The organism is Streptomyces sp. DSM 106670 (genome assembly GCF_055792845.1).
In genome coordinates, this window is the sequence record NZ_CM147704.1 from 110,831 (window position 1) to 127,838 (window position 17,008).

The window sequence follows — 17,008 nt, forward strand, 5'->3', positions numbered from 1 at the left end:
ATGCCGAAGACTTCAGCGCGACTGCTGGCGCTGCTCTCGCTGCTCCAGGCGCGCCGCGACTGGCCGGGCAGCCTGTTGGCCGAGCGGCTGGAGGTCAGTCCGCGCACGGTGCGGCGTGATGTCGACCGGCTGCGGGAGCTGGGCTATCCGATCACGGCGTTCAAGGGGCCCGACGGCGGATACCGGCTGGACGCGGGCGCGCAGTTGCCGCCGTTGCTGTTCGACGACGACCAGGCCGTCGCGCTCGCCGTCGCCCTCCGGACGGCCGCCGCGACCGGAGCCGGGATCGGGGAGGCCGCGGCCCGCGCGCTCACCACCGTCCGGCAGGTCATGCCCGCCCGGCTGCGCCATCGCGTGGACGCGCTCCAGGTCACCGCCGTCGAGCGCACGGGAGGGCGGGCGCAGCCGCAGGCCGATCCGCGCGTGCTCCTGACACTCAGCGCGGCGGTGCACGCCCGCGAGGTGCTGCGCTTCGACCACTCCCCCGCGTACGTTCCGCCCGACGCCGACGCCGACGCCGACGCCGCGCCCGCGGTACGGCGGGTGGAGCCGCACCGCCTCGTCACCTGGGGCGGGCGCTGGTATCTGGTCGGCTGGGACCTGGACCGCGAGGACTGGCGGACCTTCCGCGCGGACCGGATCACCCCACGCACTCCCACGGGCCCCCGGTTCACGCCCCGCGAGGTGCCCGGAGGCGATGTGGCCGCCTTCGTCGCCGCCCGGTTCCAGGGCTCCGACACCCCCGGGGAGTGGCCCTGCCGCGGCGAGGCGATCCTCGCCGCACCCGCCTCCGAGGTGGCCGGCCATCTCCGCAGCGGAATCGTCGAGGAGCACGGCCCGGACCGCTGCCGGGTGATCCTGGGCGCCTGGTCCTGGCCCGGCCTGGCCGCCGAACTCGGCAGATTCGACGTGGACATCGAGGTCGTCGGGCCGGACGCCCTCAGGGACGCCTTCGCCCATCTGGCCCGGCGCTACGCCGACGCGGCGGGGGCGGGAGCGGGAGCGGATTAGCGTCCGACGAGGCGGGTGTCGGAGGTGTCGTCGGTCGTCGAGGTGGTCACGGACGTGGTGACGTTCCCCGCGAGACCCAGCACCAGGAACAGCACCACGAGCCACTTCGCTGCGCTGCTCAGGACCAGCGGGCGGGTGGCGGAGCGGGCCGGCTCGCGGGCCACGGCGAGGTCGCCGTCGTCGCCGAACAGGCCCTTGGGGTAGGCCGGGGTGAGCATCATGACGTACGCGGAGAACCGCATCCGGTAGCGCAGGGTGGCCGCCGTCGCCTCGAACAGCGGACGGGGCATCCGGCCGAGGCACAGCGTGATCAGCCACCAGACGAAGGCCAGCGCCCACCACCCGTACACGGCGAGGCTCTGCACGATCGCCGCCGGGATCATCAGGAAGACGCGGAACAGCACGGCCAGGCGGTTGAGCGGGGTGGGCCGTACCTCGATCTGCGCCGGATAGTCGGCCGGCGGGGTCAGGGCGAAGGGCGGGTAGCGGTCGATGAGCAGCATGTCGCTCGCCGATACGCGCATGTCGTAGCCGAGGACGCCGGCCAGGAAGCGGAAGACGGGGTCGGGCAGCCGCCCCAGCACCAGGGCCGCGAACCAGCCCACGATCACGGTGAAGAACGCCGCGATGTGCAGGACGAACAGCACGATGAAGTGCGGGATGAGCAGCAGAAGTCGCAGAAGGACGGTCAGCCGGCGCTGACGTGCCGGTTCGACGATGTCCAGGACGGGCCTGAACTCCTCCGCGTCCATCTCCTTGCGGCCCGGGCTCCACTGGCCTTCGGCCATGTCGCTCCTCCTCGGCAGGGGATCCGTACGGCATCCGCGCGCAGGACGTGTCCCCACCGTGCGTCCGGTCCGGGCCGCCCGCAAACGGCCCGGGCCCGAACGGGTGCCCCGCTCAACGGCTGCGGATGCGGGTACGGACGCGGTCGAGGAGGGAGCGGGACTTCTTCGTACCGGTGCTCTTCGTGGCGGCGGTCTTTGTGCCGGTGCCCTTCGTGGCGGCCGGCTTTGTCCTCGTGCCCTTCGTGCTCGTGCCCTTCGTGGCGGCGGACTTCGCACTCGCTGCCTTCGTGGCGGCCGGCCTCGTACGAGCGGGCTTCGTGCGAGCGGTCGGCCTCGGTGTGCGCTTCGGCTCGGGCTCGGGTTCCGTCGGCCGTTCGGAAGAGGCGGGAACGTCGGCGTACATGTAATAGCGGTGGGTGATCCGGCGGCCCAGCACGAAGTAGCCCAGCAGCGCGCCCGCCGTGTTGAGGATGACGTCGTCGATGTCGAAGGCGCGGCCCGTGACCAGCGCGCCCTGGATCAGCTCGACCACGGCCATGACGACGGCCGTCAGCAACGTCATCCGGATCATGCGCAGCCGGCGCGGTACGAAGAACGGCAGCAGGAGGCCGAACGGCACGCCGAGCAGCAGGTTTCCGCCCGCCTGCTTGCACGCGGCGAGGAAGGTGTAGTCCTCGGCGTACTGGCGCAGCGAGCGGCCGGGGCGGAGGTTCGAGGTCACGAGGTCCTCGGAGGCCGGTGAGGGTGTGAGCGTCACCTTGGCCAGCAGGACGGAGAACACCACCAGCCCCAGCAGCACCACCGTCAGGACTGCCCCGCGCACCAACACCCGTACCCATGTCCCCTGGCGTGTCCGGGGATTCGCCTCTGCTGTCATGGCCGACAAGTGCCCCCGCCCGGCCGGAACACACTCCCCGGCGGCCCCGTGGGACGAAATCTCACCTGCCTGTCCGCGACCTCCTGCGACGATGTGCGCATGAGCGCACGTACGAAGAAGGACCTGTTGGACGAAGCCGAGCGGTTGCGTACCGGAGGACGGCCCGAGGAGGCGCGCGAGCGGCTTCTCGCCCTGACCGCCGAGTACCCCGACGACGCGGAGGTGGCCTGTCGCACGGCGTGGATCCACGATGCGCTGGGCCTGGAGTCGGAGGCGGTGCCGTACTACGAGCGCGCGCTGGCCGATCCGGAGCTCGCCGAGGAGGACCGGCTCGGGGTGCTCCTGGGACTGGGCAGTACATACCGGGTCCTCGGCCGGTACGGGCAGGCGGTGGAGACGCTGCGCCGGGGCGTGGAGGAGTTCCCGGACCACGGCGCGCTGCGCGCGTTCCTGGCGATGGCCCTGTTCAACACCGACGAGCACCACGAGGCGATGCGGCTGCTGCTGGAGCTGACCGCCACGACCAGCCAGGACCCGTCCGTCCAGGAGTACCGGCGGGCGATCGAGCACTACGCGAAGGATCTCCACGAGACCGTGTGACGACGGGCTCCGGGACCGAGCTGTCGGCCGCGGCGCGCCGCAGCGTGGGCGACGCGCCGGTCCGGGAGGGGCGGGTGCCGAGAATGCTCGGGTGTCCACCGCTCCCCCGGCCCCTCCGCCGCCCCCGCCCTCCTCGACCTCTTCCGCCGCGCCCCGGGCCGGTGATCTGCCGTGGCGCGGCGAGGGGGCGCTGCTTCTCCTGTCCGCGGCTTCCGGGGCGGCGGACGCGTTCGTCTTCCTGTGCGTGGGGCAGGTCTTCGCCGGGGTGATGACCGGGAACCTGGTGCTGCTCGGGGCCTCGGCCGCCGGTGCGGGCGAGGACGGTGTGGCGCTGAAGGTGGCCGTGGCCCTGGGTGCGTACGTCTGCGGGGCGGCGGCGGGTGCGCTGATGACCGGGCGGCTCGGGCTCCGGGTTCCGGTGCTGCTGGGTGCGGAGGTCGTTCTGCTGGGGGCGGCGGCCGTGCTGTGGGGGCTGGAGCTGGTCCCGTCGTACGGGGACCGGCTCGGGCTGCTGGCCCTGGTGGCGGTCGCGATGGGCGTCCAGGGGCGGGTTCGGGTGACGCCGACGAACTACTTCACCGGGACGCTGACCTCGCTCGCGGGCCGGGTGGCCCTGCGGGAGCTGCGGGGCGGGGACGGCTGGGTGCTGGGGCGGCTGGCCGCGGTGGTGGCCGGGGCGGCGGTCGCGGCGCTGGCCGAGCGTTGGTGGAGCCCCGGGGCCGCGTTGGGCGCGGTGGTGCTGGCCGGCGGTGCGCTGGTGCTGGAGACGGCCCCGTTCCGGGGCGGCGGGCCGCGGCCGGACAAGGGGAAGCCCCGGCCGGATCGGGGGAATCCAGCCGGGGCGGCTTGAGTGCGGGCGTGAAGGGCGGTCGCCTCTCGGCGAAAGGCTCCATGGGGCTTCGGTGGTCCGATCTTCCCCATGGGCTATAGGTGAGGCCCGGGGACACTGTCCCCCTCACACCCACGTATAGATGAACGATAAACCATCTTGGACTGTTCCCGGGAATCCACCTCCGTGGATGTGATCCACGGCACGGAATCCCGGGCTCCGCCCCTGGTCAGCTCTCGTTCGGTCGACTTCCGGACGTCTCGCCGGTGCCGTAACGGCGCCGGAACTGTTCGACCCGGCCCGCCGCGTCGAGCACCTGGCGGCCGCCGGTGTAGAACGGGTGGCTCGCCGACGAGGTCTCGACGTCGATGACGGGGTAGGTATTGCCGTCCTGCCACTGCACGCGCTCGCCGGAGTCGGCGGTCGAGCGGGTCAGGAAGGCGACGTCGGCCGCGCGGTCGCGGAAGACCACGGGACGGGAGACGGGGTGGATACGGGGCTTCATCGATGCGTTCCTTCCTCACCACGGAGAGCGGTGACAAACAGGAGATGGACTTCTTCCGGCCGGTCGGCGGACCCGGTCGGTCAGCGGGTCTCGCGGAACAGGACGTGCCGGCCGGCGGCGGAGTCGAACTTGCGGAGCTCCAGCCGGTCGGGGGTGTTGCGGCGGTTCTTGCGCGTCACATAGCTCCGGCCCGTTCCGGCTGTGGAGCGGAGAGTGACGACGGGCCTGATCTCACTGCGTGCCATGGGCGCCTCCCTGATGCCTCTGCCGACCCCACTCCCGTATCGGGAATGGGATTCGTTTTCGTTCTGGTGAGGTAACGCGAGCCACCCCCTCGGCATTCCCGCCCCACCACACACCCCGAACCTTGTGGTCAACTCACCCCGAACGCATGCCTGTTCGGATTATCATCGCGCCGGAGAGCCGCTGGCATATGCCAGACGCAACAACGCATCGAGTGTTGCCAAATCCCTTACGGCCTGCCGTGGCCTGTGCGACAGTCGGTAGCGATCCACCCTTCAGAACCGGCTCGGCCGCGCCTGTATCGGAGTACGAGATGCCGTCCCCCCTCTTCGCGGACCGCCCCGCACCACAGCCTCCCGCGCACGACGCCGTCGACGACCTGATCCACCGGACGCGTCGGCTCCGGGGGGACGTGGACGCCGTGCGGCGCGACGCCGCCCTGTTCGACGAGGACGATCCCCAGCTGCGCTGGCAGCGCGCCCTGTGCGAGCTGGCCGTGCACCACCTGGACAATCTCGACGAGCACCTGGGCCAGCTCAGGGCGGGTCTGCCGGGTCCGCGCACCGAGGACTCCGCCCCCCGGGACGACGAGGCCCCGGCCGGGCCGGGTGCCGGTTCCCCGCTGAACCGGGTGGGCAGCGCCGAGTGGAACCTCCTCACCGACGAGTCCAGCTGGTCCGATGAGCTGTACGAGATCTTCGGCAGGCCGCCCGGGTCCACGCCCCTCTCGCTGGACGACCTGCCGTCCGTGCTGCTGCCCGAGGACCAGCCGCTGCTGACCGCCATGGTGACGGGCTGCCTCGTCGACGGCCGGCCGATGGACGGCGAGTTCCGCATCGTGCGCCCCGACGGCGACACCCGCACGCTGCACATGACGGGCGAGCCGGTCCTGGACGCCGAGGGCTGCACCGCCTCGATGTGGGCGGTGCTGCGGGACGTCAGCGAGCTGCGCCGCAGCGAGCAGGCCGTGAGCAGGAGCCGTGCGACGGTGCGGCGCGAGAAGCACATCGAGCGGACCGAGCACCGCATGGCCGTGGAGCTCCAGGAGACCGTCCTGCCGCCGTGGCGCGGCTCGCTCCGCCTGCCGCCCCAGGGCCCCGGCGCCCTGGACATCGCCGCGCACTACCTCCCTTCCGCGTCGAGCGGGCTCATCGGCGGCGACTGGTACGACGCGATGGAGCTCCCGGACGGACGCACCCTCCTCACCGTCGGCGACCTCACCGGGCACGGCATCCCCGCCACCTCGGCGATGGCGATGATGCTGGGCGCGCTGCGGGGCATGGCGGTCGCCGGCATCGAGCCGGGCGCGCTGCTGGGCCACCTCAACCAGGTCCTCGAAACGTCGGTCCAGCCCGCGCTGGGCAGCGCCCTGTGCTGCCGTTTCGACCCCGGCACCTCCCTTCTGTCCTGGGCGCAGGCCGGACACCCCGCACCGCTGCTCTTCCGCGACGGTTCGGGACGGCTCCTGCCGCCGCCGGACGGCATGCTGCTCGGCGCCGCGTCCAACGTCGTCTTCGAGCAGGACGACGTACGGCTGCTCCCCGGCGACGTGCTCGTTCTGCACACCGACGGCCTGACCCGACGCGGCGACCGGGGTGCGGGCCCGGAGGCATTGCTCGCCCTCGCCCCCCGCTTCGCCGAGGCCCGTACGGCACAGGAATGCGTCCGGAGCGTCGTCGAGGAGTTCGGCGGGACCGAGCGACCGGACGACGCGTGTGTGCTGGTCGCCCGTATCGGGGCATGACGAGGCGCTGACGTGTCGGGGCTGTGTCAAAGCCCTGCCGGAGAGCCCTGTCGGGGCGTGCCGGAGCGCGGAACAGCGCGGCCGGGCCGGGTCAGATCTGTGTGCCCTTGGCCTTCTTCTGGTTCGGCATCGAGAGCTCGATCTCCTCGCGCAGATCCTGGATCCCGGCGTATCCCGCGAACTGACCGGTGAGCCGGTACATCTCGCGGAGCCGGTCCCAGGTGCGGTGCGAGGAGGTCTCCCCCATCGACACCAGCGCGAGCCGGGCGTAACGGTCGGCCTGTTCGGGGTCGTTGGCGATGAAGCAGGCCGAGGCCAGCGAGATGTAGTCGAAGATCTTCGACCGCTGGCGCCCGTTGATCCGCAGTTCCAGGGCCTGCTTGGCATGGCGTTGGGCGATGATCGCCGCTCCCGGGTCGTGCTCGGCCAGGGTGCGGAAGGCGAGCGCCTGCATGCCGTGCATATCGGCCTCGTCGAACATCTGCATCCAACTGGGCGGCGGCACATCGCCCTTGTCCGACACGAAGAGCTCCTCGGCCTCGCCGAGGGTACGCCGCATGGCCTGGCCGCGGCCCATCGACGCCTGTGCCCAGGCCTCGATGGTGCGCAGCATCGCCTGCGTACGGGGCAGGGTCTCGTCGCCGGAGCCGGACTTGGCGAGCTTCATCAGGTCCAGTGCGTCGTCGGGCCGGCCCAGGTGCACCATCTGGCGTGCCGCCCGGGAGAGCGCTTCTCCGGCGCGTGGCCGGTCGCCGCCCTCGCGGGCCGCGTGCGCGGCGATGACGAAGTACTTCTGGGCGGTGGGTTCGAGGCCGACGTCGTGGGACATCCAGCCCGCCAGGACGGCGAGGTTGGCGGCGACGCCCCACAGGCGGCGCTGGAGATGGTCGGGGTGGCGGTAGGCGAGCATGCCGCCCACCTCGTTGAGCTGGCCCACGACCGCCTTGCGCTGAAGTCCGCCGCCCCGGGACGCGTCCCAGGCGCGGAAGACCTCGACCGAATGCTCCAGGGCCTCGATCTCCTCGGAGCCGACCGGAGCGGCCTCGTACCGGTCGAAACCGGCGGGGTCGGCGTGCAGGGCATCGTTGGTACGTGGAGCGTCGGCCGCCAGAGCGGGGTCGCTGTGCAGCCAGTCGTACATGGGGCCGGCGATGGTTGAGCCGGCGGCGAGCGCGGCGCCCGCACCCACCAAGCCGCGTCGGTTGAGCATGAGGTCCATTCCCGTGAATTCGGTGAGGACCGCTGCCGTCCGTTCGGGCGCCCACGGCAATTGATCGGGATTGTGTTCCGTCCCGGAGTCTCGCCGTTTCCCCACACGCCCGCGTCGGCCGAACCCGAGGTCCTCGATGGTCACGACACGGCCGAGCCGCTCGGTGAACAGAGCCGCCAGCACTTCGGGCACGGGATCACGGGGGGATTCCCCCATGTCGATCCAGCGCCTGACCCGCGAGGTGTCGGTGGCCAGCTGCGGGTGGCCCATGGCCGCCGCCTGCCGGTTCACCATTCTCGCGAGTTCGCCCTTGGACCAGCCGGCCAGGCCGAACAGGTCGGAAAGACGGGTGTTGGGTTCTCCGGTCACTTCAAGCCCCCAGGTTCTCGGCTGACTTGACACTAACCCCCTGTCAGATGCGCTGTGACTATTCGCCAGGGTTCGCCAGGGTCCGCCAGATGGTCTGCCACCCGCGACCCGGTGTCAGGTAGGAAAGCGCCACCCCGCCCGGCAGCCCTAGGTACTCCCCAGGGTGCCGAACGGCCGTCGGCCGGGTTGGCGCACGTACCTTGTCGGCGCACGAAGGGATCTGTCTCGCCCATGTACACAGCATCGTCCTCCGTGTCCGCCCCGCCTCGTCCGCTCCGCCCGATGGGCGCGGGCGGCGGCCCCTATCTCGCTCCTCACGCCGGCGGACCGGCGCAGGGTCCGGGCCGGGCCCGACGGGCCGCGGGACCGGGCGCCGGACCGCTCAGCGGAAGAATCGACCTGTCCGGCCCGCAGGGCGCGCAGGTGCGGATGGCCATCGCCTCCGTCCAGCGCATCTGCCCCGAGTTCAACCCGGTCCAGGTGCTGCGCCGCAGCGGCCGTTCGGTCCTGATCGTCGGAGCGACCGGGCGGGCCACCGCCGTCGCGAAGTGTTTACTGGACCACTCGCCGGCGTGGACCGAGCGGTTCCGGCACGAAATAGCGGCGTACCGCGCGTTCGTCCGGCACCGCCCCCCGGTTCGGGTGCCCCGGCTGATCGCGGCGGATCCGGAGAACTGCACGCTGGTGATCGAGCGGATGCCCGGCCGGGTCGCCGCCCTCACCCGGCATCCGGCGGAGGCGCCGCCGCGGGCCGACATCCGTGCCGCGCTGGGCGCGATCGCCCGGGTGAACGCCTGGCGGCCGCCGCCCGGGCTGTTCGAGGCGCCGCTCGACTACGCCTCGCGGATCGCGCGCTATCACGAGCTCGGTCTGTTCACCGACCGTGACCTGGGCGACCTGCAGAAGCTGCTGCACGGCCTGGCCCACGCGGGCGGCCGGCAGGGCATGGGGCAGTTCTGCCACGGGGACGCGCTGCTCTCCAACATCCTGCTGTCGCCGACCGGACCGGTGCTCGTCGACTGGGAGCACGCCGGCTGGTATCTCCCGGGGTACGACCTGGCGACGCTGTGGGCGGTGCTGGGCGACGCGCCGGTGGCGCGCCGCCAGATCAGCCAGCTCGCCCAGGCCAGGGGCCCGGCCGCGCGGGACGCGTTCCTGGTGAACCTGATGCTGGTGCTGACCCGCGAGATCCGTAACTACGAGACGGCGGTGCAGCGCACCATGCGCGAGGCGCCCTCGGTGGGCGCGGGGCAGGACCGTCCCGGCGTGCTCTCCTCGGGCGAGGAGCAGCGGCTGCTGCTGCGGAGGCTGCACGACGACTGCGCCATGGCGCGGCGGGCGGTGCGGGCGGCGGTCGGCACCCGCTGAGCAGGGACGAGGACGGAATACGACGCGGGCCGACGGCCCGCCTGCCGAGAACCACAGTGACCAGACCACTGTGAGGAAAGCGCGCTGCGGGACCGGTGCCGACACACCGGTCCCGCAGCGCGCTGTTGTGTGTTCCGGGGCCCGGACGGGCGGTTGCGACCGCCGTCCGGGCCCTGTCCGCCCGTGACCGGGTGCTGACCCTGTGCTGTCCCGGGGTCCCCGGCGGGTGAGGCCCGCCACGAGACCCACGTCACCTACGACCTCCGGTAGTAGGCGCGAACGGCCCCGTCCGGCGTAACGAACAGCCCATATGGCTCATAAATTGGCATCTCACGATGAAGAGTAGTAAAGGCGGTCATTGCTTCCCATGTCGGACAGCGCTAACCATGGATCCCGGCAAGCACCGAGTACGAGCCAGCGTCGATCGCCCACCGGCGGCCGCGGCCCGGACACCCCGGTTCCTGCCGACGCGGCGCGAAGGCCGCGAAGCCCGTCCCCCATAGGAAGAGCTCACGCATGCCCCGCATCTCCACCCTGCGCATCACCCGCTCGCACAAGATCGCCACCGCTGTGCTCGTCGCGGCCGGTTCGGTCACTGCCATAGCCGCCACCGGCGGTGCGAGCGAGGCGCAGACCCCCCAGGCCCGCTCCTCCATCTCCGTGGAGCCGGTCGCCGCCGCGGGCATCCCCACGGCGAAGGACGCCGCGGCCAAGAAGGCCGCCCAGGAGACCGCCGCCAAGGAAGCCTCCGCGAAGAAGGCCGCTGCCAAGGCCGCCGCGGAGAAGGACGCCACCGAGGCGCGCTCCGAGAAGCAGGCCGCCAACCGCTCCACCGAGCGCAAGGCCGTCACGCCGAAGAAGTTCGCGAACAACCTCGACGGCTGGATCCGCGAGTCGCTCGACATCATGAAGAAGAAGAACATCCCCGGCTCCTACGAGGGGCTGCACCGCAACATCATGCGCGAGTCCAGCGGCAACCCGAACGCCGTCAACGACTGGGACATCAACGCGCGGAACGGCATTCCCTCCAAGGGTCTCCTCCAGGTGATCCAGCCCACCTTCGACGCGTACCACGTCAAGGGCACCCCGAAGAAGCTCACCGACCCGGTCGCCAACATCACCGCCGCCGCGAACTACGCCGCGGACCGGTACGGCTCGATCGACAACGTCGACTCCGCCTACTGAGCGACCGACTTCCGAGCACGCACAGGCCAAGCCGCGATGATCTGACTAATCGCCGTCGTGCGTGCTCCGTATGGCCGAAGGGTAGTGCTGCGCGGACACCACCGGTCCGCGCGTTTCCCCGCGCGGAGGCTTCTGGAAAGGCCTGACGCACATGGCACAGCCCTTCTCACTGCCGGACTTCTATGTTCCGTATCCGGCGCGGCTCAACCCTCATGTGGAGGCGGCACGCACGCACACCCGGGCGTGGGCCCGCTCCATGGGGATGCTGGAGGGGTCCGGCATCTGGGAGGAGAAGGACCTGGAGGCGCACGACTACGCCCTGCTGTGCGCCTACACCCACCCCGACTGCTCGGCCGAGGCCCTGTCCCTGGTCACCGACTGGTACGTGTGGGTCTTCTTCTTCGACGACCACTTCCTGGAACTGTTCAAGCGCACCCCCGACCGGGAGGGCGGCAAGCGGTATCTGGACCGGCTGCCCGCCTTCATGCCGATGGAGCGCGGCGCACCGACCCCGGAACCGGAGAACCCTGTCGAGGCGGGGCTCGCCGATCTGTGGGCCCGGACGGTCCCGGCGATGACGGACGCCTGGCGGGCCCGGTTCGCGGAGTCGACGGAGAACCTCCTCAACGAGTCACTGTGGGAGCTCGCCAACATCCACGAGGGCCGCATCGCGAACCCCGTCGAGTACATCGAGATGCGCCGCAAGGTGGGCGGCGCGCCCTGGTCCGCGGGCCTGGTCGAGTACGCGGCGAACGCGGAGGTACCGGCGTCGGTCGCCGGGTCCCGGCCGCTGCGGGTGCTGCGGGATGCCTTCTCCGACGCGGTGCACCTGCGCAACGACCTCTTCTCCTACCAGCGTGAGGTGGAGGACGAGGGGGAGAACAGCAACGGCGTGCTGGTGCTGGAGAAGTTCCTCGACTGCTCCACGCAGGAGGCCGCCGATGCCGTCAACGACCTGCTGACCTCACGTCTCCAGCAGTTCGAGAACACCGCCCTCACCGAACTCGGCCCGCTCTGCGCCGAGAAGGGCCTGGACCCGACCGAGACGGCCGCCGTGCTGGCGTACGTCAAGGGGCTCCAGGACTGGCAGTCCGGCGGCCACGAATGGCACATGCGCTCCAGCCGCTACATGAACGGCGGCGGCGGCGCGGGCGAGGCCGTGGCCGGCTTCGGCATGTCCGCCGCCTCCATCAGGTTCACGCTCCGCTCGGAGACCGCGCGGGCCCGCAGCCACAGCCATGTGCCGTACCAGCATGTGGGCCCTTCGCTGCTGCCGGACTTCGACCTGCCGTTCGGCACCACGCTGAGCCCCCATCTGGAGGGGGCCCGGGTCCGGCTCGTCGAGTGGGCGCGGCGGATGGGCATCCTGGAGGCCCAGCCGGGCGTGCCGGGTTCGCACATCTGGGACGAGCGGCGGATCGTCGCGATCGACCTGCCGCTGTGCGCGGCGGGCCTGCATCCGGACGCGACCCCGGACGAACTGGACCTGTCCTCGGGCTGGCTGGCCTGGGGAACGTACGGGGACGACTGGTTCCCGGTGGTGCACGGGCGGGCCCGGGATCTGACGGGGGCGCGGCTGGCCAACGAACGGCTGTCGCTGTTCATGCCGCTGGACGGCGAGGGGACGCCGGAGCCGGTGAACGCCCTGGAGCGGAGCCTGGCCGACCTGTGGCGCAGGACGGCCGCGCCGATGGACCTGAGCGCGCGACGCACCTTCCGGACCTCGATCGAGTCGATGACCGAGAGCTGGCTGTGGGAGCTGGCGAACCAGGCGCAGAACCGCATCCCCGACCCGGTGGACTACGTGGAGATGCGGCGGGCGACGTTCGGCTCGGATCTGACGATGAGTCTGTGCCGGCTCGGGCACGGCAGGACCGTTCCGGAAGAGGTCTACCGCAGCGGTCCGATGCGTTCCCTGGAGAACGCGGCGGCGGACTACGCCTGCCTGTTGAACGATCTGTTCTCGTACCAGAAGGAGATCGAGTACGAGGGCGAGGTGCACAACGGCGTCCTGGTCGTGCAGAACTTCTTCGGCGTGGACTATCCGACGGGCGTGGCGATCGTGCACGACCTGATGAACTCGCGGCTGCGGCAGTTCCTGCATGTCGCCGAGGTCGAACTCCCGGTGCTGTACGACGACTTCGACCTCGGTGCCGAGGCTCGGGAGATCCTGGCGGGCTATGTGCAGGAGCTCAAGCACTGGATCGCGGGGATCCTGATCTGGCACCGGGGCTGCCGTCGCTACCGCGAGGAGGATCTGCGGCAGGGGAACGACACCCCCTGGCACCTGAGCGGCCCCACGGGGCTCGGCACCTCGGCGGCGCAGGTGACCCGGCTGATGGCCCAGCCGGTCGGCAGTTCCGTGTAGGGGACGATTCTGCGGCCCGCCCCGTACGGAGGAACGCGCGGCGGGCCGCAACCGACTCGAACAGTCGTTTCATTTTCCGCCCCGCCCTCTCCCGCAGGCAACGAAAGAGGCCGCCCGGCATATGCGGGCGGCCTATGGAGATACGTTTCAGCCTTGCTGGAACAGCTCCGCGGGCAGGGGCTTGAGCAGGGTGTACAGATCGTCGGTGATCGGCCGGTCCCAGCTGGCGATGGTCACCAGGACGCCGTCGCTGCGGTCGAACTGAACGCAGGCGATGCGGCTCTCGGAGAGCTTCACCCGGCGGACGATCAGCAGATTGTCGCCCTGCATGACCGGGACGTCCTCGGAGCTGACGACCTCGATCGGCTCGTCGTTCTCCAGGGCGAGGAGCAGCTGGGCCACCTCGAAGGGGACCTGGCCCTCCTCGGTCTCGCGGGCGGGCGAGCCTTCCGGGAGGTTGCCGATGATCATCGCCGGGCCCCGGCCGCCGTACAGGTCGTAACGGAGGAAGACGCCCTGGCAGCTGCCGTCGGGGGCGGGGAGCAGACCGGCGCCGAGGTTGCCGGGCCAGTCCCCGGGGTCCATGGCCAGGACGTCGAAGTCCGGGCCCGCGGGTGTTGCGGCGCTACGGCGGCGGAGGAAGGACATGCTGCCATGTTACGTGTCCCGGCTCACGTTGCGGAGCCGGGCCCGGGCCCCGCGGGACCGGGCCCGCCGCGTTCTCTCAGCCGGGCGGGGGCTCCGCTCCCACGAGCCACATGGCGAAGAACTGCGCCCCTCCCCCGTAGGCGTGCCCGAGCGCTCTGGCGGCCCCGTCGATCTGGTGTTCGCCGGCCCGCCCGCGTACCTGGAGGGCCGCCTCGGCGAAGCGGATCATGCCGGACGCTCCGATGGGGTTGGTGGACAGCACGCCGCCCGAAGGGTTGACGGGGAGGTCGCCGTCGAGTTCGGTGACGCCCGCCTCGGTGAGCTTCCAGCCCTCGCCCTCGTCCGCGAAGCCGAGGTTCTCCAGCCACATCGGCTCGTACCAGGAGAACGGTACGTACATCTCGACGGCGTCGATCTCACGGCGCGGGTCGGTGATCCGGGCCTGCCGGTAGACGTCGGCCGCGCAGTCCTTCCCGGCCTGCGGGGAGACGAAGTCCTTGCCCGCGAACAGGGTCGGTTCGCTGCGCATCGCCCCGCCGTGCACCCAGGCGGGCGGGTGGGGCGAGCGGGCCGCGCCTTCCCGGTCGGTGAGGATCATGGCGCAGGCGCCGTCGGAGGAGGGGCAGGTCTCGGAGTAGCGGATCGGGTCCCAGAGCATGGGGGCGGCCCGGACCTTCTCCAGGGTGATGTCGTGGTCGTGGAGGTGCGCGTAGGGGTTCTTCAGCGCGTTGCGGCGGTCCTTGTACGCGACGAGCGATCCGACCTCGTCGGGCGCTCCGGTACGCCGCATGTACGCGCGCACGTGCGGGGCGAAGAAGCCGCCCGCCCCGGCCAGCAGCGGCTGCTGGAAGGGGACGGGCAGGGAGAGCCCCCACATGGCGTTGGACTCGGACTGTTTCTCGAAGGCGAGGGTGAGGACGGTGCGGTGCACGCGGGCGGCGACGAGGTTGGCGGCGACCAGGGCGGTGGAGCCACCGACCGAGCCCGCCGTGTGGACGCGGAGCATGGGTTTGCCGACGGCGCCCAGCGCGTCGGCGAGGTAGAGCTCCGGCATCATGACGCCCTCGAAGAAGTCGGGCGCCTTGCCGATCACGACGGCGTCGATGTCGCTCCAGGTCAGCCCGGCGTCCGCCAGGGCGCGGACGGCGGCCTCGCGGACCAGTCCGGCGATGGAGACGTCGTGCCGGGCGGCGACGTGTTTGGTCTGGCCGATGCCGACGACGGCGACGGGCTCTTTAGGCATGAGCGCTCTCCCCTTCCAGGACGGCGACCAGGTTCTGTTGCAGGCAGGGTCCCGAGGTGGCGTGCGCGAGAGCCCGGTCGGACTCGCCGCGGTGGATGCGGGCGGCGGCCTCGCCGAGCCGGATCAGTCCGGCGGCCATCACCGGGTTGGCGGCGAGCGCCCCGCCGGAGGGGTTGACGCGGACGTCGTCACCGAGCCCGAGAGCCTTGCGCAGAACGACCTCCTGCGAGGTGAACGGGGCGTGCAGCTCGGCGGTGTCGACGGGCCGTTCGAAGGCTCCGGCGTGCTGGGCCGCGAGCCGGGCGGAGGGGCTGTCGGTCAGGTCGCGGACGCCGAGGCCGTGCGCCTCGATGCGGTGGTCGATGCCCCGGATCCAGGCGGGCCGTTCGCACAGGGCGCGGGCGGTGTCCCCGGCGGCGAGGATCACGGCTGCGGCGCCATCGCCGATGGGCGGGCAGTCGCCGGTGCGCAGCGGCCGTACGAGGTAGTCGCCGGCGGGGACGTCGCCGGTGAGCTGGGCGTGCGGGTTGTCGGCGGCGGCGGTGCGGTTGCGGGCGGCCACCTCGGCGAGGGCCGGTTCGTCGGTGGCTCCCGCGTCGACGAGGGCCTGCGCCTGGAGGGCGGCGAGCGCGACGGAGTCCGGCCAGAGCGGGGCGAGGTAGTAGGGGTCGAGCTGGCGGGTGAGGACGTCGCGGACCTGGCCGGGCGAGGACTTTCCGTAGGAGTAGACGAGCGCGGTGTCCGCCTCGCCGGTCTGGATCTTGACCCAGGCCTCGTACAGCGCCCAGGCCCCGTCCATCTCGACGTGCGACTCGGAGATGGGCGGATGGGCGCCGACGCCGTCGAGCGCCATGGTGAAGGAGAAGGCCCGCCCGGCGAGGTAGTCGGCGGAGCCGGAGCAGGTGAACCCGATCCGGTTCGCCTTGAGGCCGGTCGCGCCCAGGACCTCGTGGAGGACGGGCATCAGGAGGTCGACCTCGGAGAGTTCGTCGGTGCGCCGCCGGTGTGCGCTCTGGGCGAAGGCGACGATGGCCACGTCCCGCATCTACACCAGCTCCTTGTACGTGTCGTAGTCGGCGTCGGGCTCTCCGGTGGGCCGGTAGTGGTCGGGGTGGCGGGACCCCCGACCGGCACCGGCCCAGACGGGTTCGACGCGCAGTCCCATGCGGACCTGGTCGTACGGGATGCCGGCGATGCGTCCGTGCAGCGCGAGGTCCGCGCCGTCGAGGGCGATGTGGGCGTAGACGTACGGGACTTCGATGTCGAGATTCGCCGTATGAGCAGCCTTGATGTTGACGATGCAGAACGTGGTGACCGTGCCGCGCGGTCCGACCTCGACCTGTTCGGCGGTGGCGACCCCGCAGGTGGGGCAGGCTCCGCGTGGCGGTACGTAGACCTTGCGGCAGGCGGGGCAGCGTTCGCCGACGATGCGGTGTCCTTCGAGGGCGGTGAGGTAGGCGCTCTGCGCGCGGCCCGGGGTGTGGACGTAGTCGAGGCGGGCCGGGGTGACGATGCCGGTGACAGGGTCGGCGAACTCCCCTGTGTGCGGGGTGGGTTCGGAGTCGCCGGGCTCACCCTCGTACGGTTCGAAGCAGGCGATGTCGGTGATGGCGCCGGTGCGGGTCGCGGCCCAGCGGATCCGGACGCGCATCCCGGTGCGCACGGCGTCCGGGCCCGGTGCGTCGAGGGCGTGCAGAAGCGCGGTGCCGGCCCCGTCGAGGCGGACGAGGACCCAGGCGAAGGGGGTGTCGAGCGGCTGGTCGCGGCGGGGGGCCGGGTTCCAGGCCCAGGTGGTGACGGTGCCGATGGGGGCGACCTCGACGAGGTCGCGGATCTCGTTCGCGGTGATGGGGTCGTACTCGACGGGCGGCACGAGCACCGTGCCGTCCTCCGTGCGGACGCCGAGGACAGTGCGTTCGCGCAGTCCGGTGAGGAAGGCGCTCTGCACCGGCCCGAGCGAGCGGGTGAAGGGGAACTCGACCACCAGCGGGGCGCTGAGGACGTCGGTCATGGCTCTCTC

The 17,008-nt window shown here is 71.6% G+C and carries 16 protein-coding genes; 7 read left to right on the forward strand and 9 right to left on the reverse strand.

Features of this window, described 5'->3' with window-relative positions:
- A complete protein-coding gene (locus tag ACSMXR_RS00545) occupies positions 1-1,011 on the forward strand; it encodes a helix-turn-helix transcriptional regulator (RefSeq protein ID WP_473170922.1) in 1,011 nt (336 codons plus the stop codon).
- On the opposite strand, the gene ACSMXR_RS00550 is transcribed toward ACSMXR_RS00545, so the two are convergent.
- Both ACSMXR_RS00550 and ACSMXR_RS00555 read right to left on the reverse strand, forming a co-directional pair.
- Positions 1,008-1,799, reverse strand: a complete 792-nt coding sequence (locus tag ACSMXR_RS00550) for a DUF4389 domain-containing protein (RefSeq protein WP_381795979.1) — start codon at positions 1,797-1,799, stop codon at positions 1,008-1,010. The two genes, ACSMXR_RS00545 and ACSMXR_RS00550, sit on opposite strands and share 4 nt — an antisense overlap.
- Positions 1,800-1,911: 112 nt before the next feature.
- Entirely contained in the window at positions 1,912-2,628 is a 717-nt protein-coding gene (locus ACSMXR_RS00555) for a VanZ family protein (protein ID WP_473172494.1), read from the reverse strand.
- Between the two features lie 147 nt (positions 2,629-2,775).
- Between ACSMXR_RS00555 and ACSMXR_RS00560 the strand changes: the two genes are divergently transcribed.
- Both ACSMXR_RS00560 and ACSMXR_RS00565 read left to right on the forward strand, forming a co-directional pair.
- Complete coding sequence (locus tag ACSMXR_RS00560) at positions 2,776-3,276, forward strand: tetratricopeptide repeat protein (protein ID WP_381854093.1); 501 nt, start codon at positions 2,776-2,778, stop codon at positions 3,274-3,276.
- Between the two features lie 166 nt (positions 3,277-3,442).
- Positions 3,443-4,126 (forward strand): DUF1275 family protein, encoded by a 684-nt coding sequence (locus ACSMXR_RS00565; RefSeq protein ID WP_381796335.1) that lies wholly within the window; start codon positions 3,443-3,445, stop codon positions 4,124-4,126.
- Between the two features lie 208 nt (positions 4,127-4,334).
- Here the strand turns inward: ACSMXR_RS00565 and ACSMXR_RS00570 are convergent, their stop codons facing one another.
- Both ACSMXR_RS00570 and rpmG read right to left on the reverse strand, forming a co-directional pair.
- Complete coding sequence (locus ACSMXR_RS00570; RefSeq protein ID WP_381854095.1) at positions 4,335-4,610, reverse strand: type B 50S ribosomal protein L31; 276 nt, start codon at positions 4,608-4,610, stop codon at positions 4,335-4,337.
- An 80-nt stretch (positions 4,611-4,690) separates the two neighbouring features.
- Complete coding sequence (gene rpmG / locus ACSMXR_RS00575; RefSeq protein WP_030086513.1) at positions 4,691-4,855, reverse strand: 50S ribosomal protein L33; 165 nt, start codon at positions 4,853-4,855, stop codon at positions 4,691-4,693.
- A gap of 311 nt (positions 4,856-5,166) precedes the next feature.
- On the opposite strand from rpmG, the gene ACSMXR_RS00580 reads away from it, so the two are divergent.
- Positions 5,167-6,597, forward strand: coding sequence for a PP2C family protein-serine/threonine phosphatase (locus ACSMXR_RS00580; protein WP_381854097.1), 1,431 nt, complete (start codon positions 5,167-5,169; stop codon positions 6,595-6,597).
- Positions 6,598-6,688: 91 nt separating this feature from the next.
- Here ACSMXR_RS00580 and ACSMXR_RS00585 read toward each other — a convergent pair whose 3' ends face one another.
- Complete coding sequence (locus ACSMXR_RS00585; protein WP_381911157.1) at positions 6,689-8,176, reverse strand: DNA-binding protein NsdB; 1,488 nt, start codon at positions 8,174-8,176, stop codon at positions 6,689-6,691.
- Positions 8,177-8,407: 231 nt separating this feature from the next.
- Between ACSMXR_RS00585 and ACSMXR_RS00590 the strand changes: the two genes are divergently transcribed.
- From ACSMXR_RS00590 to ACSMXR_RS00600, 3 genes are all read left to right on the forward strand, one after another.
- Positions 8,408-9,544 (forward strand): aminoglycoside phosphotransferase family protein, encoded by a 1,137-nt coding sequence (locus ACSMXR_RS00590; protein ID WP_137231241.1) that lies wholly within the window; start codon positions 8,408-8,410, stop codon positions 9,542-9,544.
- Between the two features lie 516 nt (positions 9,545-10,060).
- A complete protein-coding gene (locus ACSMXR_RS00595; protein ID WP_381795987.1) occupies positions 10,061-10,729 on the forward strand; it encodes a transglycosylase SLT domain-containing protein in 669 nt (222 codons plus the stop codon).
- A gap of 151 nt (positions 10,730-10,880) precedes the next feature.
- Positions 10,881-13,097, forward strand: coding sequence for a terpene synthase family protein (locus ACSMXR_RS00600; protein ID WP_473170923.1), 2,217 nt, complete (start codon positions 10,881-10,883; stop codon positions 13,095-13,097).
- A gap of 147 nt (positions 13,098-13,244) precedes the next feature.
- On the opposite strand, the gene ACSMXR_RS00605 is transcribed toward ACSMXR_RS00600, so the two are convergent.
- From ACSMXR_RS00605 to ACSMXR_RS00620, 4 genes are all read right to left on the reverse strand, one after another.
- On the reverse strand, positions 13,245-13,745 hold the full coding sequence (locus ACSMXR_RS00605; RefSeq protein WP_003971159.1) for a hypothetical protein: 501 nt from the start codon (positions 13,743-13,745) through the stop codon (positions 13,245-13,247).
- A 76-nt stretch (positions 13,746-13,821) separates the two neighbouring features.
- A complete protein-coding gene (locus ACSMXR_RS00610; RefSeq protein ID WP_218527230.1) occupies positions 13,822-14,988 on the reverse strand; it encodes a thiolase domain-containing protein in 1,167 nt (388 codons plus the stop codon).
- On the reverse strand, positions 14,981-16,033 hold the full coding sequence (locus ACSMXR_RS00615) for a thiolase domain-containing protein (protein ID WP_473170924.1): 1,053 nt from the start codon (positions 16,031-16,033) through the stop codon (positions 14,981-14,983). The genes ACSMXR_RS00610 and ACSMXR_RS00615 overlap by 8 nt, the downstream gene beginning before the upstream one ends.
- Positions 16,034-16,999 carry a Zn-ribbon domain-containing OB-fold protein gene (locus ACSMXR_RS00620; protein WP_473170925.1) on the reverse strand — a complete coding sequence of 322 codons (966 nt, stop codon included), beginning with the start codon at positions 16,997-16,999 and terminating at the stop codon, positions 16,034-16,036.
- Positions 17,000-17,008 lie beyond the last annotated feature (9 nt).

Bases quoted from the DNA above. Each gene is read 5' to 3' on its own strand.
- ACSMXR_RS00605 (WP_003971159.1), bottom strand. From the start codon at position 13,745: ATGTCCTTCCTCCGCCGCCGTAGCGCCGCAACACCCGCGGGCCCGGAC.
- ACSMXR_RS00615 (WP_473170924.1), bottom strand. From the start codon at position 16,033: ATGCGGGACGTGGCCATCGTCGCCTTCGCCCAGAGCGCACACCGGCGG.
- ACSMXR_RS00610 (WP_218527230.1), bottom strand. From the start codon at position 14,988: ATGCCTAAAGAGCCCGTCGCCGTCGTCGGCATCGGCCAGACCAAACAC.
- ACSMXR_RS00600 (WP_473170923.1), top strand. From the start codon at position 10,881: ATGGCACAGCCCTTCTCACTGCCGGACTTCTATGTTCCGTATCCGGCG.
- ACSMXR_RS00570 (WP_381854095.1), bottom strand. From the start codon at position 4,610: ATGAAGCCCCGTATCCACCCCGTCTCCCGTCCCGTGGTCTTCCGCGAC.
- ACSMXR_RS00545 (WP_473170922.1), top strand. From the start codon at position 1: ATGCCGAAGACTTCAGCGCGACTGCTGGCGCTGCTCTCGCTGCTCCAG.
- ACSMXR_RS00560 (WP_381854093.1), top strand. From the start codon at position 2,776: ATGAGCGCACGTACGAAGAAGGACCTGTTGGACGAAGCCGAGCGGTTG.
- ACSMXR_RS00580 (WP_381854097.1), top strand. From the start codon at position 5,167: ATGCCGTCCCCCCTCTTCGCGGACCGCCCCGCACCACAGCCTCCCGCG.
- ACSMXR_RS00595 (WP_381795987.1), top strand. From the start codon at position 10,061: ATGCCCCGCATCTCCACCCTGCGCATCACCCGCTCGCACAAGATCGCC.
- ACSMXR_RS00550 (WP_381795979.1), bottom strand. From the start codon at position 1,799: ATGGCCGAAGGCCAGTGGAGCCCGGGCCGCAAGGAGATGGACGCGGAG.
- rpmG (WP_030086513.1), bottom strand. From the start codon at position 4,855: ATGGCACGCAGTGAGATCAGGCCCGTCGTCACTCTCCGCTCCACAGCC.
- ACSMXR_RS00590 (WP_137231241.1), top strand. From the start codon at position 8,408: ATGTACACAGCATCGTCCTCCGTGTCCGCCCCGCCTCGTCCGCTCCGC.
- ACSMXR_RS00620 (WP_473170925.1), bottom strand. From the start codon at position 16,999: ATGACCGACGTCCTCAGCGCCCCGCTGGTGGTCGAGTTCCCCTTCACC.